Source organism: Clostridium sp. (assembly GCF_018372875.1).
Lineage (GTDB): Bacteria > Bacillota > Clostridia > Clostridiales > Clostridiaceae > Clostridium.
The window spans coordinates 1-21,395 of record NZ_JAHAIF010000049.1 but is presented as its reverse complement, the minus strand read 5'-3'; the positions used below and the strand labels follow the sequence as shown (position 1 = coordinate 21,395).

Sequence of the window (21,395 nt, the reverse complement as noted above, 5' to 3'; positions counted from 1 at the left end):
TGGAAATAAATACATATAAAGTTATGAATAAAATTTAAAATTATAAAAATAAGGCTGTATCAGCCTAAGGTAAAAAACCTTAATCTGATACAGCCCCTTAACTAACTATTTCTTTAATTTAAATGAGAACTTAGTCCATGGCTTAATGTAATCTAATAAGAATAATTCTTCTTCTACTATTCTAGCAACTACATTACTCTTCCCACTATTCTTCATATCCTTAAGTGCTACTTGTAGTTCTCCAGCATATCTAGTATATAAATCAGATTCTACAATTATATCTCCTCTTCTTATATCTGGAGTGTTAAATGGTGGGAACTTCTCACCTTTATACTTAACTCTTGATTGAGTTGATCTAGCCATATATTCCGAGTTATCTCCTCTATTAAAGTGGAATTCTTCAAGAACTATTTTTCTTTCTATTTCAGGAATTCCATCAACTAACTCAACTGTAAATTCAAGCATTTCTTTATTGATTTCACTTAAAGCCTTTAATTCTTCTTCAGATGCATAGCAATTAGCTATTATAACATCATCAATACCTGTTGCAAATAAGTGTTTTGCTTGAACATCTATTGGCATATCTCTATGCATTTCTAGAGTACATAACCCTTCTGATACAGGCCATGGTCCAAATTTAGCTGTTGGAGAATTTACAAAGGCAGCTGTATTAATTCCTAATTCCTTAAATTGTTCTGTACATTTCATATAATGTTCTAGTGAAAGTCCAGTATAAACGTGTGGATAGAAATTATGACATCCATATATGTTATTTACATTTGGTCTAAATGATAATATGTTATCTACATACTTTGTACCATTACTCATATTTAGTTCAACTTTTAAATCATATGGATTAAATGACATTATAGATTCTTCATTTCCGGCAAAACCTTCATCAAATCTAATTCCGCTTAATCCCATTTCTTTAAATACAGATAAATCTGTTATAGATGCCCCTAAGTTTTTAAATACTATTGGGTCTAAATCTGCTATTACTTCCATTCCATGCTTGTTAGCTACATCTAACATTCTTTTGAACTCTGCAACTACTTCTTCAGTAGTTTTTCCTTCTGCAGAAAGTAGACAAGTAAAAATTCTCTTAAACCCATATTTTGCAGCTAATTCTACATACTCAATTATTTCATCCATAGAACTATGACTTGGATAAACTGAAATCCCTAATCTTTTCATTTTGTGCCCTCCAATAAAATCAGTTGTTTGTTTTTTTGTAAATATAGTATGCTCCTTTTGCAGCTGAAACATCGTTATCAACATAAGCAACTACATTAATATTTTCTTTCAAGTAATTTTCGAAGGCTTTTCTTAAATCTTTAGATTTTCTAATAACGCCTCCTACTAACCCTATTCTACATTTATCAAAGTTTAACTTCTTAAATACCCTCTCTGCTGACTTTGCAATTTCTATACCTTCATTTATTAATATATTTTTAGCATAGTTATCACCTTTTTCAGCATAAATAGATACTAAGCTGGCCATTGCGGCAACTTCATCTTTCGTTGCAGAATAGATAAATCCAACAATTTCATCTACACTAGTCATGTTCAACTTATCTAAAATAGCTTGTGAAAGTTCACTTCTATCTATTCCATAATCTTCTTCATGAATCATTCTTTTGAAAGCTTCTATAGAAATTTTATAGGCACTTCCTTCATCTCCAAGTAGGTGTCCCCATCCACCACAACGTGCCTGTTTATCTTCTTTAACACCAAATGCTGTTGAGCCAGTTCCTGCTATTACTAGAATTCCATCTTCACCTTCTAATAATGCCTTTAAAGCCAAGTCACCATCATTCATAACCACTGGTTCTATAGAAAACTTATTCTTTACTTCACTATAAATTAATTTAGCATTTTCCCCAACTTCGCTTCCTGCAATCCCCAAGTATATTCCCTTTAACCCATCTTGTCCAAGCTTTATAATTAACTCTTCTATTGAAGTAGTTATGTTATTTAAAGCCTCTTCTTTTCCATTAACAAGGTTACCAAAACCAGTTAACTCTCTTGCTAAAACTTCCCCACTTAAGTCATAAGCAACAGCTTCAGTTTTAGTTCCTCCTCCATCTACTCCAATTATATAATCCATAACTATTCCCCTTTATTAATTATTTCTCATCTAATTCTGTATTAAAATAACCCGTTAATCAGCGTTTAAACAATAGAATTATAATTAATGAACTCTAATGTAAAACATTAGAGTTCATATTAAATTAATATTATAATCTTGTGTATATATCAATTATTTCTATAGCTACATCTTTTAATGTCATTGTAGTCATAAAGTGGTCTTGTGCGTGACAAAGTAATAATGAAAACTCTGCCTTATCTCCACCTGCTTCTGCTTGAATTAAGCTTGTTTGTGCATTATGTGCATGTCCTAATTCTTCATCAGCTTTTTCTATTAGATTTTTAGCTTCTTCTATGTTATTTTCTTTTGCTGCTTGAATAGCCTCCATAGAGTAGCTTCTAGCTTCTCCACTGTGCATAATTAAATTCATTATGATTTCTTCCATCACTTATACATCCTTTCACTTGGCTTTAGCTTATATGCCGATATAAATACCCCCCAGTATTCTCCCCTTTTATAACCTAAATTACTTTCCAGCCATCTTTAATGCTAAAGCTAAAACTTTTGCACCATTCATTGTTCCATAATCAACTGTTGGGATTATGTCTACTGGAATTCCCTTTGGTTCATATTTTTCTTTCATCTTCTTTAATAAGAATCTAACTTGTGGTCCTAATAATAATACGTCCATTTCGTCTTCGTGATTCTTAACTTCACCTTCTGCCATAGCTTGGATTGAACATTCAATTCCTTGCTCTTTAGCAGCAGCTTGCATCTTAGTTACTAATAAGCTAGTTGACATACCAGCTGAACAACATAATAAAATTTTTAACATGGTTGATTCCCCCTCAAATTATATTGAAATTTTTATGATTTTAAATTATTTACTTTTGCACTATATATTATAAGCAATTTACATGCCAACTATTTATCTTTTTTTTATTTTTTTAAATGACTCTATACCTAAGTTTTATATAGGTAAAAAAAAGATAACTATGTATTTTAAATACACAGTTATCTTACACACAATTTTACACACTTTTTTTATTACACACTTTATTTAATTATTACACAGATATATCATTTTCTGTTACCATTCTAACTATAAATGCAAGTTCATTATCAGATATATTAATATTATAAGTCAATTCAATTCTTCTTAAACTTTGCTTAACTAAAATAAATTCCTTGCTATGTTTATCTCTATATTCATTAAGTCTATCAAAGCGCTTTCCTTTACCACCACTAATTGTCTTCTCAATTAAAAAGCATAGATGTATTATTATCCCTACTTTAACTTCATGAGATATAATTATCCCCAAGTTTTCTTCAGTTCGTTGCATAGCTTCTCTTACAAGTTGAACTAATTCAATACCATCTATATTTTGAATTTGAGTATCTATGGATTTTGTAATTCTCTTAAAGTCTTCTTCCCTACTAATAAACTCATCAAGTCGATCTATGCCATCCTCTGCCAATATATCTGGTGCTGGAATGAATGGAATACCTTCTATATTTAATGATACTGTACCTACAACAGCTAATATCCTATACTCTAATTTCAAACTATCTATCTTATCAATGAAATCAGATTTATCTAATATATTTAGTGAAATAATTTTTACTTTATCTCTATTAGATAGTCTTTGTAATAGAATTTGTCTTAATTTTTCTGCGGATCCTTCTCCTGTAAAGCAAGCAGTAATAATTAGATTTTCTTTTAACTCAGTATTATTCCTTACTCCTTGTATACCGTATCTGCTTATTTCTAAACACGATTTGTATATTTCATTTATATCTCTTCCATTAATGGCCTTCCTTCCAGCCTCTATTACTAATAATGTACTTACCATATCAATTGCTCTTACATCAATTCCTGTTTCCTCTTTAATCATACTTCCAAAGTTGGTTAATGATCCCATATCAACTAGTAATAGAACACCTTTACCACTATTCATTTCAATTACTTTCCGTTTAGCTATTTCATACATTTGTTCTGCTTTCATGGTTAAAGGCATATCTAATGCTCTAGAGTAATTTTCTCCTATCAAAGAATTAGCTACTTCCACCATACTACTAGCAGTTGAATGCCCATGCATTATAACAAGTACACCAACCTTACCATCTTTCTTCTCATCTATTTCGTAAGGTCTAGCTGATATAAACATAGTAAGATATCCTATTTCATCTAGTGGCACTTCAACATCAAATTTATCATCTATCTTCTGTGCTACTTCCATAGCTATAAGAAACTCTTTTGAATAATGTGAGCGTATAAAATTTAACTTAGGATGATATATTTTATTCCCTTGCTTTATTCTCTCTAAACTTCCTTGAAGATGTAACGCTAATCCAAAATATACTTTTTCATCATATTGCCTACCTAATTTAGATGAAGCTATGTCCAAAATCTCTGCAACAATATCTACTATTTCACTATCTACTATTTTAGTTATTTCATCTCTTCTAAATTCTTTAGGCAAGTCTCTTATATATTTTTGAAAATATCTTTCTATATCTATATTTAAAATATCATTTATTTCTTTTTCTTCTAATCCTTTTCTTTTAAGATCCTCTAATTTATTTTCTATAATATCATAAAAATACTCACCTGTTATTTTACTTTCCTCATTAAAATCCACCATATTAAATTCATTTTCATTATCTTTATAGGAAAATCTAAGAACATCACCCATATTTCTCAAAAGCTCATCTACTTCGCTTCTAAATTCTTGCAACTTCATTAATCCCTTATTAACTCTTTGATGTAGGTCACTTTGTTCTACAAGAATGTAATCTCTTCCATTTGCCTTGTAATTAAGAAATGCTTTAGCACAAGCTAATTGTATGTCACTTTTTAACTGACCTATATTATTAGGACAATCATATAATAAAAATGAAATTAACGCATTTTTATTAAAATATATACTCTTTCCTAGTCTTACAGACTCTTCTTTTATAAATTCTTCTAATAGGTAATACCTCTCTTGAACACTACGCTCTTTTAATGATGGCAGTGTTATGGTCATAGGTATTCTCCTAGTAAATGTCTTAAGCATAAATGATTGTGGTTCTTCAGTGGTAGCTGCAATTATTTGAGCTTCTACATTAATAGGATTTTCAGTATCACCTAATGGTCTAAAATAACCTTTATCTATATATGTAAATAACATTTCTTGACCTTGAGGTGATAACCTATGTATTTCATCTAAAAATATAATTCCCCCATCAGCCTTTTTTAAAAGTCCATCCTTATCACAGTCAGCACCAGTATACGCCCCTTTTTTTACTCCAAAAATTTGTGCCATGACTAATTGAGGGTTATCTACATAGTCAGCGCAATTAAATCTTATAAATGGAGCATTTTCAGATATAACACCTGACTCTCTTGCAAATTCATACATTAGTTCAGCAAACATTGATTTACCTACACCTGTTTCTCCTAAGATTAATGTGTGTAATCCCCTTGGAGGGTAAAGTATAGCTGCCTTTGCCTGCTGTATAGGTATCTGCAGACTTTGTTCTGCTCCAACCATTTTATCCAAGCTATTTTTATTATTTAAATCTATATTTGAACCTTTATTTTTATAAAGACTATTCTTTTTTATAACAGAATATAATACAGGTCTACCTTCTATTTTTTCCAGTTTTCCTTCCTTATATAAAGTGTTTAAATATCTAGAAATATTAGCTCTATCTAAATCCATAAAGTTACTTAATTCTATTGCTGATATACCATTACGGCCTTTATTTTCTAGTTGTAATAATGAGTTATAAACTTCATCTAATTTACTCATATTTGCCCCCTAAAAAAATAGTTAGGTACTATTAAGTACCTAACTATAATTATACTATATTAATAACTAACTTTCAGCTAATTGCATACTTAAAGATACATTTTTTCCATTTCTATATACAACTATTTCTACCTTATCTCCTGCATTTTTATTATTCTTTAATTTAGTTAACTCATCAAAAGTTTTTACTTCTTTTCCATCAAACTTTACAATTAAATCGGATGGTTGTATTCCTGCTTTTGCTGCTGGTGAATTTTCAGTAACCCCAACTACCCATAAACCTTCTTTAGGAAGATTATTTTGTTTTGCTAATTCTGAATTCACTTCTCTAACAGTTATTCCTAAATTCAAAATTGGCTTAGACAAGCTTTCTATTCTATCTTTTGCATCATTAATTGGAATTGCAAATCCCATACCTTCTATAGTTGTTTCTGATTGACCTGATAATTTTGCTGTATTTATTCCAATTACTTCACCTTTAGTATTTATTAGAGGTCCTCCACTATTACCTGAATTTATTGCTGCATCAGTTTGAATATAGTCACCAGTGTTTCCACCTTCAGTTGTTAAATTTCTATTTACTCCACTAACAATTCCTTTTGTTAATGTTTGTGCAAAATTCTTTCCAAGCGGTGTACCTATAGCAACAACTTCTTGACCTACATATAATCCATCAGAATCTCCTAACTCTACTACAGCTGGCACCTTAGTTCCATCTACTAACTTAACCATTGCAATATCTCTATTTTGATCATAGTTAACAACTTTTGCAGCTATCTCTTCTCCAGTACTTAATATTACTGTTACATCCTTTGTATTATTAGAAATAGCTAATTCAACAACATGATAGTTTGTTAAGATGTAGCCATCCTCATTTATGATAAATCCAGATCCTATCCCCTCAACATCTTGAGCAAAAAAACCTTTATATTCAGTTCCTTTAGCCGAAATAGTAACAACTGCTGGACTTACCTTTTGATATACTTCCTGTGCTGAAAGAGCATTTTCATCACTTTGAGTAAAATTTACTGGAGCCAAGTTCACTGTCTTGCCTTCTAAGTTACTTGTTATTGTCTTATAGGTTACTAACCCACCTATTAACCCTCCAGACAATGCTATTGTAAGTGCTATTGCTATTGTACCAAATATTTTTAATCCTCTTTTATTTTTCAGTTTCTTATTATCTCCAAAATTATTATGTTCTTCAAATTTATCAGGCTCATGATAAAAAACAAATCCTTGTTCATTATTGTTTTCGTTATCCATTGTTAAAACCTCCTATATCCACTTTCTTTAACTTGAGTATATATTTTTTTTGTGACAACTATATGACATAAAACTTCAAAAAAGGATGGGTGGATATTTATTTTGATCGTTCCGTCGCAATCTCCAAGTCACATCAAAACAAATATCCACACCTCACAACTAAAGGTAAGGAAATTATAAAATTATTATCCTTGATTTTATATTTTATAATATAAAAATATAATAGTACCTTTGATTTATACCTAATTAAAATTTTATATTTTCCTAAATTGAAAAAAATTGGTGCAGAATATATTTATATTCTGCACCAATAAATCCCTATTTACTCTTATTTGCTAGTTTTTCTATTTTTTTAGCTTCTTTTAATACAATTGATATTGCAGATTCAATAGCATCCTTACCTGTACTTGCAATTATACCTGCTTCAGATTCTGTGTGATATACAGTTGTTAATTCGCTTGTACCAATTTTTGCAACAGGTTCATTTTCATTACTAGTTATTATATACAAAGGCTTGTCTATAAACATATTGTCTAGTTGGTTTTCTCCATTATATTTATATAAGTTTTCTAATTCATTACTCACTGCTTTTCTATAGTTCTTTTTAGTTTTGTGTACTGCAAATTCCTCATCTGCTCCTTTTGGAAGATTTTCTTCAAACCCATCTACAGAATAAGTAAGACCTAACTTGTCCATTAAAGTAGTTAGACCAAAGGAAGCTCCCACTGCTTCAACTTTACTTTTATAATACTTCCATCTTACACTTTTCTTAAATTCTTTACTTTTTAAAATTTCTTCTGATAATGGCCTTATTAATACCATCCCCGATACCAATTCTGGATACTCTTTTGCAAAATTAGTCATGATTAAACTGCCATACTCTTCTCCTACAAGAATCAAGTTATCAGTTAGACCTAATTTTTTTATTAATTCTCTAAGTTCTTCTGTTTGAGATTCTATATCTTTTTTATCCTTAATAGTATTAAAGCCATATCCATCCCTATTATATACTAGTGTTCTAACACCTAATTCTTTTTCAACAATTTTACACACATCATTCCAAGCATAAAGATTAGTTCCTAAAGCTCCATCAAAAACAATTGTGTAACTTCCACTTCCACTACTTTTATACTCTATTTTGTTATCATCTATCTTTACATAGTTTAACCTTTGCTTTACTTGTTCATTTCCTATAAAATTACTTAAGCTTTGAAATATAAAGCCACATAGTAAAACTATAACTAATACAGTACTAACTTTTTTTACCCATTGCAATACAGATAATTTTTCCCTCATATTAACTCTATGAAGTCCATTCGATTCAGGTATAAGATTCAAGCTTTTCACCTATCCTTCATTTAATTTTAAATTTGGTTTTGCATTTAAATCTAGGGAAGAAGATTCATTATACATAAATCTAAAATATGCTGCTGAACCTATCATAGCTGCATTATCTGTACATAACTTTAGCTCTGGAAATAAGATTTGAACTCCAAATTTCTTACCTTCACTAATTAAAGCATCTCTTAAAGCTGAGTTAGCTGCTACACCTCCAGCTATAGCAATTTTATCTAATCCTTTATTTTTAATTGTTAAAAATACATTATCTCTTAAAACTTCTACCACAGCTTTTTGGAAAGATGCTGCAACATCAGCTTTATTAACTTCAATATTTTGCATACTGCATTTGTTTAAGTAATTTAATACTGCAGATTTTAAACCACTAAAAGAAAAATCTAAAGTTTCTTCATGGAATCTTGCTCTAGGAAACTCTATTGCATTTGGATTTCCTTCCTTTGCAAGCTTATCTATTTTCGGACCACCTGGATATCCTAATCCTAAAGCTCTTGCTACTTTGTCGTAAGCTTCTCCAGCAGCATCATCCCTTGTTTGACCTAATACTTCATATTTTCCATAATCCTTAACATGAACAATGAAAGTATGACCTCCTGATACCACTAAAGACACAAAAGGTGGTTTTAAATCCTTATGTTGAATAAAATTAGCAGATATATGTCCTTCTATATGATTCACTCCAATTAAAGGTTTATTAGCTGCATATGCTAACCCTTTAGCATACTGAAGCCCAACTAATAATGCTCCAACTAGTCCTGGTCCATATGTAACTCCAATTGCATCAATATCTTCTAAAGTTACATTAGCTTCATCTAAAGCTTCCTTCACAACTTTATCTATTACTTCTATATGCATTCTTGATGCTACTTCTGGAACTACTCCTCCAAACTTTTTATGTGTATCTATTTGTGTAGCTATTATATTTGATAATACTATTCTTCCATTTTCAATAACTGCAGCAGATGTTTCGTCACAGCTAGATTCAATAGATAATATTAATTTCTTTTCCATTTTGTTATCCCTCGTACTTTTTATTTATTAAAACTATATTGTATAATACTTAATTAAGCATTATATATGAATTTTTATATCTTGTATTAATAAGAATAATACTGTAAATTTAAAATTGAAATTCTATTTTAATTATAATCGTTAATGGTCAATATTTCAGCTATTTTGTTATAGAATTTATGGAAAATTAAGTTTTACTTAAAATAAAGGAGTAAATATTATGTCATCTTATGCAAAAGTTATAGTAAATGGATCTCCTATAACTAAATCTAACTTTAAACTACATAATGTTAATGGTCGCGCTATATTACCTTATAATTCTGGACAATATCACGATAGATATGCACTATATGAACAAGAAATAGCATATATTGCTCGTTCTCAAAATCCAGAAATTGTTTTAACTGAAAGTTTAATAGCACTCCTTAAGGTATACTATAAAAGCGAAAAAAGACATCCAGATACTATAAATATTTGTAAAAGTATTTTTGATGGTGTGGAAAAAAGCGGATTAATAGTTAATGACGCTCAAGTAAGAAGAATAGTAATTGAAGAGTTTTATGATAAGGAAAACCCTAGATTTGAACTTGAACTATTTGGAGAAAGTGAATACTCTCTTAAATATTCAGTTTTACCTAAGGAAACTTTAACAAAAAAAAATGAATATAAACCTCTTCGAAAGAACTTTCATGAAAAAAGTATTTCTAACCTAAAGCAGGAAACTATTAAACCTGACAAGGTATGTAGTATGTGTAAAAAATCAATTATTTCTGATGATTTTATTACTGCTGATAAAGGAAAGACATTGATTTGTAAAAACTGTTTTAAAAAACTTTTCTAGAGAGGATAATCTAATTATGATAAGTAAAATATTATGTATTGGTGATAGTCTTACATACGGATATGGATTAGCTAAAGATGAGGCTTGGGTTAGTCTATTAGGAAACTGTTTAGATATAGAGATTATTAATAAAGGAATAAATGGAGATACAACTCCATCAATGTTAAATAGGTTGTATGAAAATCTTATAAAACATAAACCCGACATGACTTTTATAATGGGTGGGACAAATGATCTTCTATGTGGTAGAAAACTTTTTAATATAATAGACAATATTGAAGAAATGATTTTAGAAACTATATCTAATAACTCTAATGTAGTAATTGGAATTCCACCTATTATAATAACAGAGATGGCAGAAGAATTATTTATGCCATCCCAATTATATGATTACTGTTTCTCATCACTTCCAAAACTACGTACTTCCTTAATAGATGTCTGTGAAAAACACAATGTTAAGTATATAGATTTTTATAACCTATCACTTAAAAATATAGATAAAAATATTTTTATTGATGGTATTCATCTTAATTCTTTTGGTAATACACTTATGAAGGATGAGGCATTAAGAATATTTAGTAATAATAATTTCTAATATATTCTGCTGCCCTTTTTCCTGCTTCTCCTCCATTAATATCCTTCTTAGTTAGTGCTTTTGTACCATATATTAAATTTCCACAAGCAAAAATACCTTTAATTCCTGTCTCATAATCATTTACAATTGGTGCAAGTGTTTCTTTGTCCATTTCAACTTTTATATTTTTTAATAGCCCATTCTCAGGAAAATATTCTACAGATAATAATAATGAGTCACACCCTAAAATAATCTCCTTCTTATCTATAATAGAACCTATTTTAACTCCTGTAACCCTTTCATCACCGAATATTTCTATCACCTTTGAATTAAGGTATATAGGCATATTAAATCCTTCTATTATATCTTTGTTTTCATCATCAAATGTGAAATTTTCATTTTCTCTTATTAAAACTCCTTTTATATTAGCACCTTCTATGTATAATCTTCGTGCTACTATTAAAGCCCACTTACTACTTGCTACTATAACAGGTTCTTTTCCTAATAAATATCCATCTAAATTTACTACTCTATGAGCATTTCCTATACTACTAATACCTGTATAGGTATTAGTTGCTATATTTATACTTCCAGTAAATTTCTCTCTACATCCCGTAGCAAAAATTATTGAGCTTCCTCTTATTTCTGTAACTCCATCTAAAGAATTTACATATGTTATAACCTTATCTTTATATAAGTCTATTACTTCTGTTTCTAATTTTATATGGACTTTATGATTAAGTAATCTATTTCTAATAAAATTAACATATTCAGGACCTGTAACTTCAGTATTTAAAATACTACTACCAAATCCACTATGAATACACTGATTCACCACTCCTCCTAATGAATCTTCTCTTTCTATAATAATTACATTTTTCACTCCATTTTCTAAGGCACTTAGGGCTGCTGTCATGCCACTAATCCCACCACCAACAACTATCAAATCATATTGAATCATAAAGAAACTTCCTCCTTAGACTGCCTTATATCACTCAAATTTCTTAACATAAATTGATTATAACATATTAACTTTCACTATTAAATTTCGAAAATAAATAAGGTGATTTAATGATAACGAAAAGGACTTATATACTCTTAATTTACTTGAAAATAATAAAAGATATAAAGTAGATTAAATAAAATCTACTTTATATCTTTATTAATTGATCTGCTTCATTCATAATATCAACAATTTCACTCATATCTATTTTTGTACCAACTAAAACTTTGCTTCTTAAATCATAGTGGTCTATGCACATTGATGATGAGTAGATTTTAACACCTTTTTCAATTAGCAGTCTTATTCCTTCAATAACTTTAGAATCTTCAGATAACAACTTTACACCACTATTTAAAAAGATAATCTTCTTAGGTAACCTAAACTCTTCACTTATTGTATCTAAATAAGAAATCATTAATTTCTTTCCTAATTCCTCATCACCTTTTCCTAACATATCAGTTGAAATTATAACAACATAATTTTTATCTTCTTCTAATACCTCTAAGCATCCTCTTTTTTCAATAGTTAGCTTAAACTCATCCCCAACCTCTTGTGAATCAACATGATATCCTTGAGTCATTGCATATTTTGTTATGTTACTATTTGCAATATCATTATCTACACGTACAGTTGCTTCACCTTCACCAATAGAATCAAAATATTTTTTTACTTTCCTTATCACCTTTGGACCTTCTATACCTCTACAGTCAATCCTCTTCATACCATCACCTCATACTGTAATTAAAGCTATTTATTTATAAAAATGGTTACATTTAAATTATAGCATTTATTAAGATTTAATAAATACTCTTTCTTTAATTTGATTTGCCATATCATATTATACTATAATTGATTATGATTACTGTTGAGAGGTGAAGAAATGAGTAACTTATTAGAACAAATTAAGAATTATCTAAAAAACTTTGATAAAAATAAGTTAATAAAAATAGGATTATTCCTTATTCCTCTTTTGGGAATAGTTTTAAAAGCTATATTTCTACAAGGATTTATACAAAATCAAAATCCATATAACTTTAACATATCTCTTGGATTTTCCAATGCATCTCCTTGTATAAATTATTATTTTGCTTATACCTTAGTATGCTTAAGTTTTAGCTTATTATTCAAAGGGAAAGGTAGAATAATATATCTATTTGTTATAGATGCTCTAATTACTGCATTAACATTATTAGATGTTATGTATTTTAGAGGATTTTTAACAGTACCTTCAATCCTTATATTAACTCAAACTGCTAATTTGGACAATCTTGGTGGCTCAGTAATATCCATGCTTAGCTCATATGATTTCATATTCTTCTTAGACTTTATCATTTTAGGAATTTATGTTTTCTTTACTAGAAAAACTTACTCAATTAATCCTAAAAGAGCTATAAAAACATTTTTAATTACATTTATTATTCCTTTAACATTTATACTATATGTTCCTTTTAATCTTTTTGTATTAAACAATGAGGATGTTAAGGATGCTTATCTTTTTGATGGATATGACCCAACTAATACAGTAAAATATTTTACGCCTGTTGGGTATCACATAATGGATATAATAAATGTATATAAAGATTCCAAACCTTATGAATTAACAGAAGAAGAAGAAAAACAAATTAATCAGTATTATAATTGGAAAAATGAAAATCTACCTGATAATGAGTATGCAGGAATTTCAAAAAATAAAAATTTAATTGTTATTCAAGTAGAATCTCTTGAATCATTTATTTTAGGCAAAGAAATTAACGGTAAGAAAATTACCCCTGTAATGGATGAACTAATAAAAAAAGGATTGTACTTTCCAAACATATATGAACAAGTTAACGAAGGAACAAGCTCTGATTCTGACTTAATGGTAAATACATCTATGTTGCCATTAAGAAGAGGAAGCACATTCTTCAGATATCCAAATACTACTTATAATTCATTACCTATAGTTCTTAGAAATGCAGGATACACATCCTCTTCTATTCATCCTGATAAAGGTTCTTTCTGGAACTATGCAAATGCATTAAAGGGTGGTATTGATTTTGATAACTTTATAGATTATTTTTCATTTAATGATGATGAACAAATAGGTATGGGTATAAGTGATAGAAGTTACTTCGAACAAGTTGTACCAATGCTAAAGAATTTAAATTCACCATTCTTTGCTCATACTATAACCTTAACTAATCACGGTCCTTTCGACATTCCTAAAGAATATAGAAAGTTAGGATTAGATGAAGAATTAGATAAGAGTGAGCTTGGAGGCTACTTTGAAAGTGTTCATTATACAGATGAACAAATTGGATATTTCTTAGAGTTACTTGACAAAGAAGGAATTCTTGATAATTCTTTAGTAGTTATAGTTGGAGACCATACTGGGGTTCATAAATACTATAATCATAGCATAAACCAACTTTCTCAAAAAGAAGCTTGGTATTTAGATGATGGTAATCCGATTGTTCCTTTAATAATCTATGATAAAGATATTAAAGAACCAAAGACATTCGAAACTATTGGTGGTCAAATTGATATAATGCCTACTATGTTATATTTACTTGGAATAGATAAATCATTATATGAAAATACAGCACTAGGTAGAAATCTATTAAATACTAATAGAAGCTATGCTATATTAACTAATGGAACAATTAAGGGAGAAAACTTATCAGCAGAAGATGAAGAAACAATAAAATCTTCCTTAGACCTTTCAGATAAAATGATAAGAGCTAATTATTTCAAAAAAGTTAATTAAAATAATAAGACACGCTATTTACAGCGTGTCTTATTATTTTACTATTTTCCTGCAACAGATAATTCATTAATAACAACAGATGGTGATCCCACACTACTCATTGGGAACTTTAAGTCTTCCCCTATAACTTTAATTTCTTTCAATAAATCAAAGAAGTTACCAGCTATAGTTATTTGTTCAACAGGAAATGACCTCTTTCCATTTTCTATATAAAATCCTTTTGCTGCTAATGAGAAATCTCCAGTAATAGAATTTGCTCCCGAATGCATTCCTGCAAGCTCAGTTATCATTAGCCCTTCCCCTACTTCTTCATATAATTCATCTATAGATTTACTTCCCTTCTCTATATAGAAGTTAGTTGGAGATATTCCAACTGTAGATGCATATGAAGCTTTAAATCCATTTCCTGTAGTTTTTATACCAGCTTTATTTGCAGTCTTTAGATTGTGAAGTAAAGTTTCTAACTTTCCTTTAGATATAATTTCTTTTTTATATGTTGCTACCCCTTCATCATCAAATGGAGTAGAAGCTAGACCATCCTTTAATAATGGATTATCAACTAAAGTTACTATTGATGATGCAATTATTTCTCCTTCTCTATCCTTTAATAGAGAAAGACCTTTTTGTGCTGCATCTCCACTAAATACTCCAGAAAATGTTGATAATAAGGAAACCATAGCTTCATTATATATTAATGTCTTATACTTATCTGACTTAATACTTTTACCATTTATTCTTGATAATGCCTCTTCAATACCTTGTTTAGCTATCTTTGTTGGATTTACTTCTTTTAATGAGTTTGCTGTTACATAACCCGTTCCATCATATTTTTCCCCTGCTTCTTCAACTATAGGTACTACATATGCTGTTAACAGGTTAGTCTTATTACTAAGCTCTAATCCCTTTGTATTATATATTCCATAACTAGATGTTCCATATCCTACACTACATCCACCAAGATTAACTACTTTATCAGATAACTGCTTAGCTTCCTTTTCTATACTTAAAGCAATATCTATTAATTCGCTAGGTTTTACTGATTCTAGGTCTTCAGAATAAGTCTTAACCTCCTCATATTCTTTATCCCCTTCATAAATAAACTGTATATCTTCGCTCTCAACAGTTTTAGCTCCATCCTTAGCATTCTTTACTAACATTTCAATTGCTTCTTCATCCATAATTTCCGTATATGAATATCCCATCTTCTCTTGAATTTTTCCTCTAAAAGATAAGCCAAAAGTTTTATTTAAATTATATTTTTCAACCTCTTCTTCATAAACAGTTATATTTAAACTTTCTCTGTTTACAAAGTATATCTCACACTCTTGAAAACCTTCATTTTTAGCTCTATCAAATAACTTTTCTTTAAATTCTCTAAATTCCATGTTAACCTCCTATCTTCCACCTACAGTAATTTCTTTTACTCTAATCATAGGTTGCCCAACATTAACAGGAACGCTACCAGATGAAGAACCACACATTCCTTGAGCTTGTGCTAAATTAGTTCCAACCATATCAATATTCATTAATACTTCGCTACCCTTACCTATTAAACTTGCCCCTCTAACAGGCTCTTGAATTTCACCATTCTTAACAAGATATCCCTCTGCTACAGCAAAATTGAACTCACCAGTTACAGGATTAACAGAACCTCCACCAAGTTTCTTAGCGTATAAACCTTCTGGAATTGATGCAATTATATCCTTAGGATCATCTTCTCCTGCTGCAATATAAGTGTTAGTCATTCTAGATGTTGGAGCAAACTTATAGCTTTGTCTACGAGCATTTCCTGTTGGATTCATACCCATCCTTCTACCATTTAACTTGTCTATCATATATGACTTTAATATTCCATTTTCTATAAGAACATTTTTTCTTCCAGGTGTTCCCTCATCATCAACATTAATTGAACCCCAATGGTTTGGTAATTTACCATCATCAATTGCAGTTACTTTTGAAGATGCTATTTGCTTGCCTAAACAATCAGAGAATACAGAGTTACCTTTTGCTACTGATGTAGCTTCTAATGAATGTCCACACGCTTCATGGAATATAACCCCTCCAAATCCATTATCAATAGCAGCCATCATTCTACCTGCTGGACAGTTACGAGCATTTAACATTACATATGCAGAACGTGCTGCTTCCTTACCGTAATATTCAGGATCAATCTCATTAAACATTTCAAAGCCTTTATATCTTCCTGGCCCTTCAAATCCTGTTTGATTTTCACCATCCTTAGATGCTACAGCATTTATTGCTAATCTTGTTCTAATTCTTCTATCTTCAACGTAAAGTCCTTCTGTATTTGCAATAAGTACTTTTTGATCTTTATCTATATATGATACACTTACTTGAGCTATATCTGAATGATATTCCTTAGCACTTTTATATGCTATTTTCATTACACCAACTTTTTTATTGTAATCAACAACATTAGGGAATATTTCAATGTTATGTCTATCATTTATTACAGTTCTATTATTAATTACAATAGTTCTCTCTTCCTTTAAATCCCCTAAGGCTAAGGCTGCTTTATATGCAGTATCTAAAAGACCTTCCTTACTGCTATCATTTGTATATGCATAAACGCTTTTTAATCCTTTAAAGATTCGAATACCAACGCCATAACTTCTACCCCCTAAGGCATTTTCAACCTTATTGTCTAAAATCCCAATAGAATTATTTATACTATCTTCTTCAAATATTTCTGCAAAATCACCACCGGTAATTAGACACTTAGATAAAACCTTTGATGCTACCTCTCTTGAAATCATTTCAATCCTCCTATTTTATTGTTCTACTGTTTTCTTTAAAAGCACTTGCCCACTTATCAATATAATTTGAACTACACCATTCAGCCATTATAACAGTTTCTCCCTCTTCAAGCTGTATCCTTTTTAGAGGTTCGTCTGATAATGTACCATCTACAATTCTGTAAATAAGCATCTCATCCTTAAGAATTATAACTGCCAAAGATTTATATGGTGATGTATACGCATCTATCATATATGGGTTAACGCCTTTTAAAAGTTTCCATGATATTAATAGTGTATCATAATTTAATAATTTTTTAATAGGCTTTAATGTTGTTGGAAAGTTAATATATTTATCATTTTTTAAAGACGACATTCTTCCCTGTATAACCCATTTTCCATTATCTCTTACCAAAGTAAAATTACTATAATCTATATATTGTGATAATGATGATTTAATTTCATTATTAAGTGTACTATAAGTTTCATTATAAGCTTCTGTATAATCAGAATATGAATCTTTAGTTGTATATAAATCACTTATAGATATTCCAGTTGATGTATTCATATTATCTATTGGTAGTACTTCGTAATAACCAGATTCATATTTACTATTATTACTTACTACTTCTGTTGCTATATAATCATTACCTATAAAATTTATATTCCTTAATAATGTTGTTCCATCTTCGATATTACCTTTTATTTCTTCAACTAACTTGTTATTATACTCAACTGTTGTTGTATCAATTGGAGCTGATTCAAAATACTCATACTTTATCTTTCTTTCTTTATTCTCATACAACTTTGGCTCTAAATACCATATACCCTTAAGTCTTGGGAATATAATATTCTCTCTTTCTTTAACATCTTGAAGGCTTCCATCTTGTGTACTAATCCATAAGGTCCTATATGTTTCTGGCATTCCTTCTATTGTAGAAGGCTTCTTCAAAGCTATATATAATCCTTCTGAAATGCCTGATTCATCTTTAACAGCTGAACCTTCATAATCAGTATAATTTTGCTCCTCACTTATATCTATATCTTTATCTAACTTAACTTTAAAAATTATCCCTTGATAATATAAATAGGATTCCTCTTCTGTATTATAAAAAAATTCCGCTAGTACTTTATTCTGATATATTATAGAATATACATCTATACTCTCTATCTCATTTCCTAATAAGTTTAACATTTTATATTTATTCTCATAAGAAATTGTATAATTAGGTTTTACAACCTTTACTGTATATCTTATTTTTTTAATATCTTCTCCAGATAGGCTAATTCCATTGCTTCTTATTTTTATAGGATTTGAGGTTATATTTTTTATATCCTCATCTGATAATACATTAGCTTCCAATATCTTATATACCTCTGCATTCCATCCTCCTTTTATTTTCAAGTTCATATTACGTGGCTGTACTATTACTGAGCTACTTTCCTCTTGAACAAAAGAACACCCCATTAGAAGAAAGATACATAAAAAAATACATATAAAACTACTAAAAAGTCTTTTCATTAGCTTCTTCCTCCTTAATTACTGGTAAAGTTATGGTTACTAATGTCCCTTTCCCCTCTTCACTTTCAATAAAAATCTCCCCATTATGTAATTTAACTATTTCATCACATATAGACAAACCTATACCATTTTTAGATTTTGCATTCTTTCCCTTATAGAATTTTTCTTTTACCCTTGGCAAATCTTCCTTCGATATTCCACAACCATTATCCTGAACAATTATCTTCAAAGAACCTTCAACAGAGCAAAAACTTATACTTATAGTACCTTCTGCTTCTGTAAACTTGAAAGCATTATCTAAAAGATTTATTAATACTTGCTTTATTCTATCAATATCTACATAGATTTTTTTATTCTCAGAGTCTAAATTTATATTAAGCCTTTTATTTTCACGCCTAGCTCTAGCTGACATATATACATCAATATAATCAGATATAGCTTTTATTGAAATTTCTTTTTTATTTAAAGTCATTTTACCACTTGATAACTTAGAAAAATCTAAAAGTTCTTCTACCATATTAACTAATCTATCAGTTTCTTTTTCAATTATATTCAACCCCATTTTTAAAGTATCTTTATCTGTTTGCGAATCATCTAATGTTATTACCCATCCCTTTATAGCTGTTAATGGAGTCCTTAATTCATGTGAAATAGATGAAATAAATTCATTTTTAAGTTGTTCTCTCTTTTGTATTTCTTCTGCCATATAATCCAAGGTCTTAGCTAATTTACCTATCTCATCTCTTGAATTAGTATCGCTTCTTACCCCTAAATCTCCTCCAGCCATTTCCTCTGCAACTATAGTAAGCTTCTTTATTGGCACTACTATATTTTTTGCTAAAATTGTACTAACTAAAATTGAAAAAATAAGAACAGTCATAGATATAATTAAGAAAAATACTATTATATTACTTATTCCTTTATCTACAGCTTCAAGAGAAACAACTAGCCTCATTACTCCTATAACTTTCCCATCAGACTCTATTGGCGTTGATAATGCCATTACTTTATAATCATAATAACTTACATTTCCAATCCACCTATTATTTTTCTCTCCTTGAAGTGATCTTTGCACGTCAATATATTTGACGTTATCTTCTATCACTCCTATAGAATCCATTAACAACTCACCATTATTATCATATATCTGTATTTGTGCATCAGTTTGTTCCCAAAATGAATCTAAATTATCATAAATATTTTCCTCTAAAGAATATAAATTAAAGTACTTTTTATAAAAATTTGTTGTTACTTGTAACTGATTTTTTAATAAATCATTCATATTATCATAGTAGTACTTTCTTACAAAAGTAATAAGTAATATGTCTAATACTAAAATAGTTATAAATATTACTATAGAGAAACTCTTAACTAACCTACTTTTGATTGTTCTCATATTTTATCCCTTCCATCTATAACCTATTCCCCATACAGTTTCTATATACTGTGGATTTGACGAATCATCCTCTATCTTTGATCTTAACCTTCTTATATTAACATCTATTATTTTAGGATCCCCAAAAAAGTTATATCCCCATATTAAATTTAATAATTCATCTCTAGTAAATGCTTTATTAGGATTTTCTATAAACAGCTTCATTAGCATGTATTCCTTAGGTGTTACATCAATCTCTTTATTATTCTTTAATAATTTTTGAGAGTATAAATCAATTATAAATGGACCACCAATTAACTTGTTTTTATTACTACTTTCATCTTCACTTATCCCTATACGTCTTAAAATAGCTTTTACCCTTAGCACAACTTCTAAAGGATTGAATGGCTTGATTATATAATCATCAGCACCAAACTCTAATCCCATAATTTTATCCATATCTTGCCCTTTTGCTGTTAGCATAATTATTCCTACATTAGGGAACTCTTTTCTTAGTCTACTACACACTTGAAACCCATCAATTCCAGGAAGCATAACATCTAAGATTATTATTTCAGGCTTTTCTAATAAAGCTTTTTCAATTCCTTCTTCTCCAGTTCCTGCCTCTATAACCTGAAAAGAGTTTCGTTCTAGATTTATCTTTAAAAAACTTCTTATACTTTCTTCATCTTCTACTAATAAAATCTTTGTCATCATAACACCTCAATACTATTTTCTCTTCTATTATTAATACTTACCTCATTTTATATCATACTATTAATTTTTATTATAATATAAATATTATTCAAGGTAGTTACAATTTAATTAACATATTTGTATATACAAAAAAAGCGATGGTAATCCATCGCTTAAAATTCTAAATGGCTCCGCGGAGAGGGCTCGAACCTCCAACCTATCGGTTAACAGCCGAGTGCTCCACCATTGAGCTACCGCGGAATATTAATCAGAGTTGTTCTCTGAAAATTGCACATAATCATTGAAATTTCTTTAACTTGGTCAAGCCCTCGACCTATTAGTATCAGTCAGCTACATACATTA

Annotated in this window: 18 protein-coding genes and 1 tRNA gene; 3 read left to right on the top strand and 16 right to left on the bottom strand. The window is 29.5% G+C overall.

All coding sequences use genetic code 11. The features are described 5' to 3' along the window. Positions 1–105: 105 nt before the first annotated feature. From KIB46_RS13285 to tsaD, 8 genes are all read right to left on the bottom strand, one after another. Entirely contained in the window at positions 106–1,194 is a 1,089-nt protein-coding gene (locus KIB46_RS13285; RefSeq protein ID WP_291672490.1) for a DUF871 domain-containing protein, read from the bottom strand. 19 nt (positions 1,195–1,213) lie between these two features. Further along, positions 1,214–2,107, bottom strand: a complete 894-nt coding sequence (locus KIB46_RS13280) for a BadF/BadG/BcrA/BcrD ATPase family protein (RefSeq protein WP_291672488.1) — start codon at positions 2,105–2,107, stop codon at positions 1,214–1,216. Positions 2,108–2,237: 130 nt separating this feature from the next. Beyond that, positions 2,238–2,534: a PTS lactose/cellobiose transporter subunit IIA gene (locus tag KIB46_RS13275; protein WP_156559836.1), complete on the bottom strand. Its 297-nt coding sequence runs from the start codon at positions 2,532–2,534 to the stop codon at positions 2,238–2,240. 81 nt (positions 2,535–2,615) lie between these two features. Next, positions 2,616–2,924, bottom strand: a complete 309-nt coding sequence (locus KIB46_RS13270) for a PTS sugar transporter subunit IIB (RefSeq protein WP_027099805.1) — start codon at positions 2,922–2,924, stop codon at positions 2,616–2,618. 232 nt (positions 2,925–3,156) lie between these two features. Then, the gene (locus KIB46_RS13265; protein ID WP_156559838.1) at positions 3,157–5,886 is read right to left on the bottom strand and encodes a sigma-54-dependent transcriptional regulator; all 2,730 of its coding nucleotides are present in this window, start codon (positions 5,884–5,886) and stop codon (positions 3,157–3,159) included. A gap of 66 nt (positions 5,887–5,952) precedes the next feature. Continuing rightward, positions 5,953–7,152, bottom strand: coding sequence for a trypsin-like peptidase domain-containing protein (locus KIB46_RS13260; protein WP_291672484.1), 1,200 nt, complete (start codon positions 7,150–7,152; stop codon positions 5,953–5,955). Between the two features lie 318 nt (positions 7,153–7,470). Beyond that, complete coding sequence (locus tag KIB46_RS13255) at positions 7,471–8,490, bottom strand: alpha/beta hydrolase (RefSeq protein ID WP_291672482.1); 1,020 nt, start codon at positions 8,488–8,490, stop codon at positions 7,471–7,473. A 9-nt stretch (positions 8,491–8,499) separates the two neighbouring features. After that, on the bottom strand, positions 8,500–9,519 hold the full coding sequence (tsaD, locus tag KIB46_RS13250; protein ID WP_156559846.1) for a tRNA (adenosine(37)-N6)-threonylcarbamoyltransferase complex transferase subunit TsaD: 1,020 nt from the start codon (positions 9,517–9,519) through the stop codon (positions 8,500–8,502). A gap of 220 nt (positions 9,520–9,739) precedes the next feature. Between tsaD and KIB46_RS13245 the strand changes: the two genes are divergently transcribed. Continuing rightward, a complete protein-coding gene (locus KIB46_RS13245; RefSeq protein WP_291672479.1) occupies positions 9,740–10,360 on the top strand; it encodes a RusA family crossover junction endodeoxyribonuclease in 621 nt (206 codons plus the stop codon). Between the two features lie 16 nt (positions 10,361–10,376). Continuing rightward, the gene (locus tag KIB46_RS13240; protein ID WP_291672478.1) at positions 10,377–10,955 is read left to right on the top strand and encodes a GDSL-type esterase/lipase family protein; all 579 of its coding nucleotides are present in this window, start codon (positions 10,377–10,379) and stop codon (positions 10,953–10,955) included. On the opposite strand, the gene KIB46_RS13235 is transcribed toward KIB46_RS13240, so the two are convergent. Beyond that, positions 10,936–11,895 (bottom strand): FAD-dependent oxidoreductase, encoded by a 960-nt coding sequence (locus KIB46_RS13235; protein WP_291672476.1) that lies wholly within the window; start codon positions 11,893–11,895, stop codon positions 10,936–10,938. The genes KIB46_RS13240 and KIB46_RS13235 overlap by 20 nt on opposite strands. Before the next feature lie 190 nt (positions 11,896–12,085). Next, positions 12,086–12,658, bottom strand: a complete 573-nt coding sequence (yedF, locus tag KIB46_RS13230) for a sulfurtransferase-like selenium metabolism protein YedF (RefSeq protein WP_156559855.1) — start codon at positions 12,656–12,658, stop codon at positions 12,086–12,088. Between the two features lie 159 nt (positions 12,659–12,817). Here yedF and KIB46_RS13225 point away from each other — a divergent pair, with 159 nt between their 5' ends. Beyond that, the gene (locus tag KIB46_RS13225) at positions 12,818–14,683 is read left to right on the top strand and encodes an LTA synthase family protein (RefSeq protein ID WP_291672473.1); all 1,866 of its coding nucleotides are present in this window, start codon (positions 12,818–12,820) and stop codon (positions 14,681–14,683) included. 41 nt (positions 14,684–14,724) lie between these two features. On the opposite strand, the gene KIB46_RS13220 is transcribed toward KIB46_RS13225, so the two are convergent. The 6 genes from KIB46_RS13220 to KIB46_RS13195 form a co-directional block, all read right to left on the bottom strand. Then, positions 14,725–16,068 carry a metallopeptidase TldD-related protein gene (locus KIB46_RS13220; protein WP_291672471.1) on the bottom strand — a complete coding sequence of 448 codons (1,344 nt, stop codon included), beginning with the start codon at positions 16,066–16,068 and terminating at the stop codon, positions 14,725–14,727. A gap of 9 nt (positions 16,069–16,077) precedes the next feature. Next, complete coding sequence (locus KIB46_RS13215) at positions 16,078–17,460, bottom strand: TldD/PmbA family protein (protein ID WP_291672469.1); 1,383 nt, start codon at positions 17,458–17,460, stop codon at positions 16,078–16,080. Positions 17,461–17,470: 10 nt separating this feature from the next. Continuing rightward, on the bottom strand, positions 17,471–18,961 hold the full coding sequence (locus tag KIB46_RS13210) for a hypothetical protein (protein ID WP_156559867.1): 1,491 nt from the start codon (positions 18,959–18,961) through the stop codon (positions 17,471–17,473). Next, positions 18,945–20,357, bottom strand: coding sequence for an ATP-binding protein (locus KIB46_RS13205; RefSeq protein ID WP_156559870.1), 1,413 nt, complete (start codon positions 20,355–20,357; stop codon positions 18,945–18,947). Before KIB46_RS13205 ends, KIB46_RS13210 begins: the two co-directional genes overlap by 17 nt. A gap of 3 nt (positions 20,358–20,360) precedes the next feature. Beyond that, complete coding sequence (locus tag KIB46_RS13200; protein ID WP_156559873.1) at positions 20,361–21,050, bottom strand: response regulator transcription factor; 690 nt, start codon at positions 21,048–21,050, stop codon at positions 20,361–20,363. 168 nt (positions 21,051–21,218) lie between these two features. Then, positions 21,219–21,293 (bottom strand) — tRNA-Asn (locus KIB46_RS13195). Positions 21,294–21,395: the final 102 nt, after the last annotated feature.

Bases quoted from the DNA above. Each gene is read 5' to 3' on its own strand.
- KIB46_RS13245 (WP_291672479.1), top strand. From the start codon at position 9,740: ATGTCATCTTATGCAAAAGTTATAGTAAATGGATCTCCTATAACTAAA.
- KIB46_RS13270 (WP_027099805.1), bottom strand. From the start codon at position 2,924: ATGTTAAAAATTTTATTATGTTGTTCAGCTGGTATGTCAACTAGCTTA.
- KIB46_RS13225 (WP_291672473.1), top strand. From the start codon at position 12,818: ATGAGTAACTTATTAGAACAAATTAAGAATTATCTAAAAAACTTTGAT.
- KIB46_RS13235 (WP_291672476.1), bottom strand. From the start codon at position 11,895: ATGATTCAATATGATTTGATAGTTGTTGGTGGTGGGATTAGTGGCATG.
- KIB46_RS13285 (WP_291672490.1), bottom strand. From the start codon at position 1,194: ATGAAAAGATTAGGGATTTCAGTTTATCCAAGTCATAGTTCTATGGAT.
- KIB46_RS13220 (WP_291672471.1), bottom strand. From the start codon at position 16,068: ATGGAATTTAGAGAATTTAAAGAAAAGTTATTTGATAGAGCTAAAAAT.
- tsaD (WP_156559846.1), bottom strand. From the start codon at position 9,519: ATGGAAAAGAAATTAATATTATCTATTGAATCTAGCTGTGACGAAACA.
- KIB46_RS13200 (WP_156559873.1), bottom strand. From the start codon at position 21,050: ATGACAAAGATTTTATTAGTAGAAGATGAAGAAAGTATAAGAAGTTTT.
- KIB46_RS13240 (WP_291672478.1), top strand. From the start codon at position 10,377: ATGATAAGTAAAATATTATGTATTGGTGATAGTCTTACATACGGATAT.
- yedF (WP_156559855.1), bottom strand. From the start codon at position 12,658: ATGAAGAGGATTGACTGTAGAGGTATAGAAGGTCCAAAGGTGATAAGG.
- KIB46_RS13275 (WP_156559836.1), bottom strand. From the start codon at position 2,534: ATGGAAGAAATCATAATGAATTTAATTATGCACAGTGGAGAAGCTAGA.
- KIB46_RS13205 (WP_156559870.1), bottom strand. From the start codon at position 20,357: ATGAGAACAATCAAAAGTAGGTTAGTTAAGAGTTTCTCTATAGTAATA.
- KIB46_RS13210 (WP_156559867.1), bottom strand. From the start codon at position 18,961: ATGAAAAGACTTTTTAGTAGTTTTATATGTATTTTTTTATGTATCTTT.
- KIB46_RS13265 (WP_156559838.1), bottom strand. From the start codon at position 5,886: ATGAGTAAATTAGATGAAGTTTATAACTCATTATTACAACTAGAAAAT.
- KIB46_RS13215 (WP_291672469.1), bottom strand. From the start codon at position 17,460: ATGATTTCAAGAGAGGTAGCATCAAAGGTTTTATCTAAGTGTCTAATT.
- KIB46_RS13280 (WP_291672488.1), bottom strand. From the start codon at position 2,107: ATGGATTATATAATTGGAGTAGATGGAGGAGGAACTAAAACTGAAGCT.
- KIB46_RS13260 (WP_291672484.1), bottom strand. From the start codon at position 7,152: ATGGATAACGAAAACAATAATGAACAAGGATTTGTTTTTTATCATGAG.